The sequence below is a fragment of the Corallococcus sp. AB018 genome (genome assembly GCF_003986945.1).
GTDB lineage: Bacteria > Myxococcota > Myxococcia > Myxococcales > Myxococcaceae > Corallococcus > Corallococcus exiguus.
The window spans coordinates 20568-27298 of sequence record NZ_RAWR01000152.1; the positions used below are offsets into that span (position 1 = coordinate 20568).

Annotated in this window: 5 protein-coding genes; 1 reads left to right on the forward strand and 4 read right to left on the reverse strand. The window is 70.6% G+C overall.

Features of this window, described 5'->3' with window-relative positions; all coding sequences use genetic code 11:
• Positions 1-2: 2 nt before the first annotated feature.
• A complete protein-coding gene (locus D7Y11_RS28170; RefSeq protein WP_126935247.1) occupies positions 3-968 on the forward strand; it encodes a 3-oxoacyl-[acyl-carrier-protein] synthase III C-terminal domain-containing protein in 966 nt (321 codons plus the stop codon).
• Positions 969-980: 12 nt separating this feature from the next.
• Here the strand turns inward: D7Y11_RS28170 and D7Y11_RS28175 are convergent, their stop codons facing one another.
• The 4 genes from D7Y11_RS28175 to D7Y11_RS28190 all read right to left on the reverse strand — a co-directional run bounded on the left by D7Y11_RS28175 (position 981) and on the right by D7Y11_RS28190 (position 6472).
• Positions 981-1805: a hypothetical protein gene (locus tag D7Y11_RS28175; RefSeq protein ID WP_120579778.1), complete on the reverse strand. Its 825-nt coding sequence runs from the start codon at positions 1803-1805 to the stop codon at positions 981-983.
• Between the two features lie 11 nt (positions 1806-1816).
• Positions 1817-2638: a hypothetical protein gene (locus tag D7Y11_RS28180; protein WP_126935248.1), complete on the reverse strand. Its 822-nt coding sequence runs from the start codon at positions 2636-2638 to the stop codon at positions 1817-1819.
• A 52-nt stretch (positions 2639-2690) separates the two neighbouring features.
• Positions 2691-4784: a serine/threonine-protein kinase gene (locus D7Y11_RS28185; RefSeq protein ID WP_126935249.1), complete on the reverse strand. Its 2094-nt coding sequence runs from the start codon at positions 4782-4784 to the stop codon at positions 2691-2693.
• Positions 4785-5017: 233 nt separating this feature from the next.
• Complete coding sequence (locus tag D7Y11_RS28190; RefSeq protein ID WP_126935250.1) at positions 5018-6472, reverse strand: DEAD/DEAH box helicase; 1455 nt, start codon at positions 6470-6472, stop codon at positions 5018-5020.
• Between the last annotated feature and the right edge of the window lie 259 nt (positions 6473-6731).

A 6731-nucleotide genomic window follows, 5' to 3' on the forward strand; every position in this document is an offset into this window, starting at 1 on the left:
CCATGACCGCCGCGACCTTCGCGCTCCTGGGAGTCGGCGCCGCTGTCCCGGAGCACGTTCGCGGCAACGACGACCCGCTGTTCGAGTCGCTGCGCCGCGCCGCCGGAAGCGGTGGGGAGCACGCGCTCTTCTACGGCAACCGCGAGCGCAGGGTGCTGGGCCAGGGCGAGTCGCTGGCCGCGCTCACCGCGAAGGCGGGCGCCGCCGCGCTCCAGGACGCGGGGCTGACGCCCGCGTACGTGGAGCGGCTGTACGGCTACGTGTCGGTGTCGGAGTTCGTCGCGCCGAACGAGCTGTACGCGGTGCACCGCGAGCTGGGCCTTTCCCAGGGCACGCTGGTGGTGCCGGTGAACGCGGACTTCGCCAACTTCCTGATGGGCATCGTGCTGGCCTGGGAGGCCCTGCGCGCGGGCGCCCTCCGGCACGCGCTGGTGGCCGTGGGCTCCGCGTGGACCCGCAACGTGGACTACACGCAGGGCCACGCCATCGGCATTGGCGACGGGGCGGGCGCGGTGGTGGTGGGCGCGGGTGAAGGGCTCACGCTGGTGGACTGGGGCGCGGACACCTTCAGCGACGAATACGGCGCGATGATGATGGGCCCGCGGCCGGAGTCCGGCCTGGCGTACCCTACCTACGGCATCGCTCCCGCGGCGGGCGTGAAGGCGTTCCTGCAGTCGGGGATGAACGGGCCGCCCCGGCTGGTGGAGCGGCTGCTCGCGAAGCACGGCGTGGCGCGCGAGGACGTGACGCTCATCTCCCACCAGGCCACGCGCAAGCTGATGGACCACTGGGCGCAGGAGATCCGCCCGCGCGAGTACCTGGACACCTTCGAGGAGTACGGGAACATGGTGCACGCGTCCATGCCGGTGACGCTGGCCCGGTTCCGCCGCGAGCTGCGCACGAAGTACCTGGTGATGGTCGGCCTGGGCATCGGCGCGCACCAGATGGCGTTGCTGGTGCGCGTCTAGCGGGACCGCCCGCTACTGGTCGTCGCAGGGCGTGCCCAGCCGGATGCCCGTGTAGACACCCAGCTCGTTGTAGATGAGGGGCAGGTTCTGCTCCACGGGGACGTTGCGCAGCTCCACTTCCTTGCGCGCCTTCTCGATCCAGATGGGCTTCTGCGCGCGGTCGATGACGAGCCGCAGCTGGCCCTTCTTGGTGGTGAAGATTTCGCCCTCGGAGTCCGCGACCACGTTGGTCATCTTCTGCGGCTTCAGGTCCCCACGGGGGCCGATGAAAACGCGGAAGTTGCGGGACTCCGCGGACGAGGAGCCCTTGTCCACGTAGTAGTACGTGCCCTCCGAGTCACGCAGCAGCGCGTGAGGGACGAACTTCTGCGGGTTGGGCACGTAGGTGGCCTTGCGCAGCAGCTCCCGCGCCTGCGCGCCGGGGACCATCTCCAGCGCCACCTTGCGCTCGCCGCAGCGCAGGGAGCAGGTGCGCTCCTTCGTGTCCACGTTCAGCTGCGAGTGCACCCGCAGGTCCACGCCGTCGTAGTCGGCGGTGCCGCTGGGGTTGAAGAAGCGCGGATCCTGGAAGGTGGTGGCGGACAGGTTCCTGCTGCGGGGGCGCGGCACCACGACCAGGGACTTGCCGTCGCCGTAGTAGAGCTGATCCTCCAGGTCGTCAGTGTCCTCGCGGGGCACGGAGACGACGTAGTGGCCCCGGCCGTCGGTGCAGACGGCGGTGGCCTCCAGGAGCATGCGCTGGCCCAGGTTCTCCGCCTTGCCCCACGGCGGTTCGACGGCGGCGGCGGGAGTGGCGGAAAGGAGCACGGCCACGGGAAGGATGCGTTGGAAGAGCATGGTGCGCGGGCCTAGAGGTGCTTCTTGAAGTAGCGGATGGCGGCCTTCTCCTGCTGGGTCGCCTCCGGGGTGGTGGTCCACACGAAGCGGTCGCCCTGAAGCGCGGGCTCCAGCGCGGCGCCGAAGCGGCAGTCCATCTGCTTCAGGCGGGCCTTCACGGTGCCGCGGGCCTCCTCGGAGACTTCGCACAGGGCCTTCAGCGCGGTGAGGGGGAAGACGCAGTAGCGGGAGATCTTCTGGGCCTTGAGGAAGGGCTCGGTGACGGTGGTCCAGTCGATGGCGCCCGCCACGGAGGTGCCGCAGGTGGTGTTCAGCTCCTGGAGCGCTTCGGAGTAGGCCGTGTCGTGGACGGCTTCCTCCGCCTTGCGGTCGAAGGCCATCAGCTTCGCGAGCTGGCCGCCCTGGGTCTGCTGCTGGTGCTGGGCGTAAACCTCCTCCGGCTTGAGCTTCTGGGAGCGCGCCTCGTCGAACTGGACGGTGATGCCGTTGCCGGGGCCGCCGGGGAAGTACAGCTCCGTGCGCGTGCCCACGACGACGAGCGGCGAGTAGTCCTTGCCGTGCCACTGGGTGGTGTAGTTCTGGCGCCGCGTGCTGGGGCTGCTCCAGTCGTTCAGGGTGTAGGGGAGGACCAGGTTGTCCAGCACGGAGCCCGTGCCCTGGATGCGCAGGAGGAACTTCTTCTGCTCACGGGGCGCGAGCGGAACGACGGCGACCAGTTCTCCCTGCGGGCCGACGAACACCTTGCCGGCGTCCACGGGAACGGGCGGCGCGGCCCGGGCGGGCAGGGTGCCCAGAAGGGTGGCCAGCACGGCCACGGCGACGATGCATTTCATGTTGGTGTATCCCCCTCACCCGTCCGTGGTTTCGCGGACGGGCGGTGTTCGCTCACTTCGGCAATTCAATACCATTGCTCCGACATAGCTCGATGAGCCGCGCCGTCAGGTCCGACTTGGGGACTTTCGAGAGTTCAGCAGGACCGTTGACCATGTCTTTGGACTGGCACCGGAGCTTGATGGCCAGATGGTGCGCGGCCAGGTTCTTCTGAGCCGCGTAGCTGCGCTGGGCCATCCGGACACCGGTGTCCACGTCGTTCCGCGCATCCGCGGCACGGGCTTCCTTCAGCGCGCTGAGCGCGATGTCGTCGGTAGGCTCCAGGGGGATGCGCGAAGACTGCGTCTTGCCGCCAGTCTTTCCTGGAGCCTTGGTCTGCTGCACATGGGGGTCGACGTTCGCTGGCGTGCCATTACCGGCCGTCACCGCGTCCGGCGGAAGCGTCTGTGCGACGGGGGGCGGAGGCGGTTCCACAGGCGGCGGGGGCGCGTGATTCGGGCCCGCGTGCATGACCGGTGGCGGGCCTTCGGGGGGCGGACCCGCGCGTGGCGGGGGAACGTGATCCTGGCCCGCGTGCATGACGGGCGGCGGATCCATGGGCGGTCCGGGGCGCAGCCACCAGCCGAGTCCCACGGCGCCGAGAATCAGCGCGGCGGCGCCCGCGATGGGAAGCACGCGCGACCTGGGCGGGACCGCGGCGGGCATCGTCATCGGCCCCGGCATTCCCGGTTGGCCCGACATGCTCACCGGGGCGAGTGGCTGCCCCTGGGGGCCGACAGCCCCCGTGAGACTGCCCGGTACCGCCTGCTGCCCGCCGTAGCTTCCCGGCACGACCTGCTGTCCGCCCATGCTGCCCGGCGCGACGCGCTGGCCCGTGCCGTAGCCCTGGGCGGCCTGCTGTCCGCTGTAGCTGGCCGGTGACCGCGCGGGGACACCGGGCACTGGCAGGGCCACGCCCGAGCTCCCCATGCCGCTCCCAGGCATCTGCGTGGCTCCGAAGCCCATCGTGCCGCCGGCCACCTGCGGCTGCTGTCCGAACGGGACCGTGCCGCCGGCTCGCGGCGCCATCGTCGCGTCGAAGCCGATGTCATCCGACGCCGCCAACGCATCCGCGCCAAAGCGGCCCGTCCCAGGCCCCTTGTTCGACGGAGCCATCGTGGCCCCCATCGCGTCGTCGTCGCTCGGCGCCACGGAGGGGAGGGCGACACCGGAGGGACGCTTCGTGCGCCCGAAGGTGCGGGCCGCGATCTGCTCCTCGGTCTCCGGCAGCGACTGGAGCTGCGTGCCCGTGAGCTCCGCGATGAACGACGCGACGTCCTGATAGCGGTGATCCGGGTTCTTCTCCAGCGCCCGCGCCACCGCCCGCGCGACGTTCGGCGGCAGGTCCGGCATCAGATTGGCCAGCGACACCGGCGGCTCGTGCACCACGCGGTAGATGATCTGCACGAGCGACCCGCCACCGAAGGGCGTCATCCCGGAGATCATCTCGAACACGATGCCGCCCAGCGCGAACAGGTCCGTCCGCGCGTCGATGCGGCTGTTCTGCCCCTGCGCCTGCTCCGGCGACATGTACTGCGGCGTGCCGATGAGCACCGCCTCCTGCGTCTGCAGCGTCTCCGACGACATGACCTTGGAGATGCCGAAGTCGAGCAGCTTCACCCGCTCGCCCACCACGCCGCCGGAGTCCGTGGGCACCAGGAAGATGTTCGCGGGCTTCAGGTCGCGGTGCACGACGCCCGCGCGGTGCGCCGTCTGCAACGCGGACCCCATCTGCCGCGTGAAGGAGAACACCTCCTCCAACGTCAGCCGCCCGCGACGCAGCCGGTCCGCGAGGCTCTCGCCGCGCAGGTACTCCAGCACCAGGAACGGACTGCCGTCCTCCAGCGTGTCGAAGTCCAGCACCTCCACGATGTTCGGGTGCCCCAGCCGGGAGGCGATCTCCGCCTCGCGCCGGAAGCGCACGTGGAGGTCCGGCCCCACGTGCTCACCGACCCGCAGCACCTTCACCGCGACCTGCTTGCCCGGAAGCCGCAGGTGCTGGGCCAGGAACACCGAACCCATGCCGCCCCGCCCCAACACGGAGACGACTTTGTAGGTGTTCCGGAGGACCGAATCGATGTGCAGCTCACCGTCAGCCGAGCGCGTCATGAAGAGGGCGTGTCCTGATGACAAAAGGGGTGCGATGCACCGCAGTGAAACACGGCGCCACGCTACCACGCCCCATCCGCCAGGGGACGAGCCCAACCCTCCGCCGCCATACCCCGGACAGTCGAACGCCCGGACCCTCGTGAGAGGAGCCGGGCGTCATGAACTCAAGTCCAACCCCCACACACAGGAAAAGGCGCGCCCCTCAACGGCCACGCCCTACCTGGGACGGGGACTCAGCCCCACTTGGACATCGTGCGACGGGGCGGAGGCGAGCTCGGCCCCGCGGCAGGCGAAGCCACCGCCGGACGGGCCTGCTGCGGACGGCCCTGGCCTCCACCGCGCGGCGCCTGGGCGTTCCCACCACCGCTGGCCTGACGCGACTGGCCACCGCTCGGACGGCCCTGACCCCCGCCGCCACCACCGCGGCGCTGCTGCCCGCCACTCCGACGCTGACCCCCGCCGCCACCACCACCGCCGCGCGACTGGCCCCGGCCACCGCGGTTCATCGGAGGACGGCTCTCCTCCACGTCACCGGGCAGGGGAGGGGGCAGGTGCGAGCGGAACGCGGCGTCCGCCACCACCGGCACGCTGCGGCGGATGGTGCGCTCGATGTCGCGCAGGTACGCGCGCTCCTCGGAGTCGCAGAAGGACACGGCCTGGCCGCTGGCGCCCGCGCGGCCCGTGCGGCCGATGCGGTGCACGTACTGCTCCGGCACGTTGGGCAGGTCGTAGTTGAACACGTGCGACAGCCCGTCGATGTCGATGCCTCGCGCCGCGATGTCCGTGGCCACCAGCACGCGCAGGGTGCCGGCGCGGAACTCGTCCAGCGCGCGCTCGCGGGCGTTCTGGCTCTTGTTGCCGTGGATGGCATCCGCGCGCACGCCCGCCGCCGTCAGCTGCTTGGCCACGCGGTTGGCGCCGTGCTTCGTGCGCGTGAACACCAGCGCGCGCGGAATCGCCTTCGCGTCCTGGAGCAGGTGCGTGAGCAGCGCGCGCTTCTCCTCGCGCTCCACGAAGTACACCTGCTGGCTCACCGTTTCCGCGGTGCTGGACGCGGGGGACACCTCCACGCGCACCGGCTCCTTCAGGATGTTGCGCGCCAGGTCCATGATGTCCGGCGGCAGCGTCGCGCTGAAGAACAGCGTCTGGCGCACCTGCGGCAGCACCTTGATGACCCGCCGCACGTCGTGGATGAACCCCATGTCCAGCATGCGGTCCGCCTCATCCAGCACGAACACTTCCAGCGCGCGCAGGGTCACGAACCCCTGGTCGATGAGATCCAACAGGCGTCCCGGCGTCGCCACCAGGATGTCCACGCCCTGGCGCAGCGCCTGGACCTGCGGATTCTGGCCCACGCCGCCGAACACCACCGCGTGGCGCAGGGGCAGGTTCTTGCCGTAGGTGACGAAGCTGTCGCTCACCTGGCTGGCCAGTTCGCGCGTGGGCGTCAGCACCAGGCAACGCACCGGACGCGCGCCGCCCGCGGGCGCCTTCGCCGACAGACGCTGGAGGATGGGCAGCGCGAACGCCGCCGTCTTGCCCGTGCCCGTCTGGGCCACGCCCAACACGTCCTTGCCCGCCAGGGCATGGGGAATCGCCTTCGCCTGGATGGGCGTCGGCGTGGTGTAGCCCTCCGCCTTGACGGCCTTGAGGAGCGAATCGGTCAACTGCAGTTCGTCAAAAGTCATGAAATCCCGCATGAGTAGGGTCGGCGCACTCCCCCTCAGGCGGGGGACCGACCGCGCAGCGCGCCCTCTCGCGGTATTGCGGGGGCGCCTGGCGGTACGCGGTCAGGCCAATCAGCGGCCCGAGGCACCTGCGAACGACTTGGAACCCCTGAGCCTCCGGAACGATTCCCGGTGCCGCCCAGGGCCCGGCCACACTGCCTGCAACGGGAGGCAATGTCCCGGGAAATCCTCCCCGCCCGCCTGCCCCCGACCGCTGTGG

What these genes read in the sequence shown, in the direction of transcription:
- D7Y11_RS28170 (WP_126935247.1), top strand. Translation starts at nt 3, where the DNA reads ATGACCGCCGCGACCTTCGCGCTCCTGGGAGTCGGCGCCGCTGTCCCG.
- D7Y11_RS28175 (WP_120579778.1), bottom strand. Translation starts at nt 1,805, where the DNA reads ATGCTCTTCCAACGCATCCTTCCCGTGGCCGTGCTCCTTTCCGCCACT.
- D7Y11_RS28180 (WP_126935248.1), bottom strand. Translation starts at nt 2,638, where the DNA reads ATGAAATGCATCGTCGCCGTGGCCGTGCTGGCCACCCTTCTGGGCACC.
- D7Y11_RS28185 (WP_126935249.1), bottom strand. Translation starts at nt 4,784, where the DNA reads ATGACGCGCTCGGCTGACGGTGAGCTGCACATCGATTCGGTCCTCCGG.
- D7Y11_RS28190 (WP_126935250.1), bottom strand. Translation starts at nt 6,472, where the DNA reads ATGACTTTTGACGAACTGCAGTTGACCGATTCGCTCCTCAAGGCCGTC.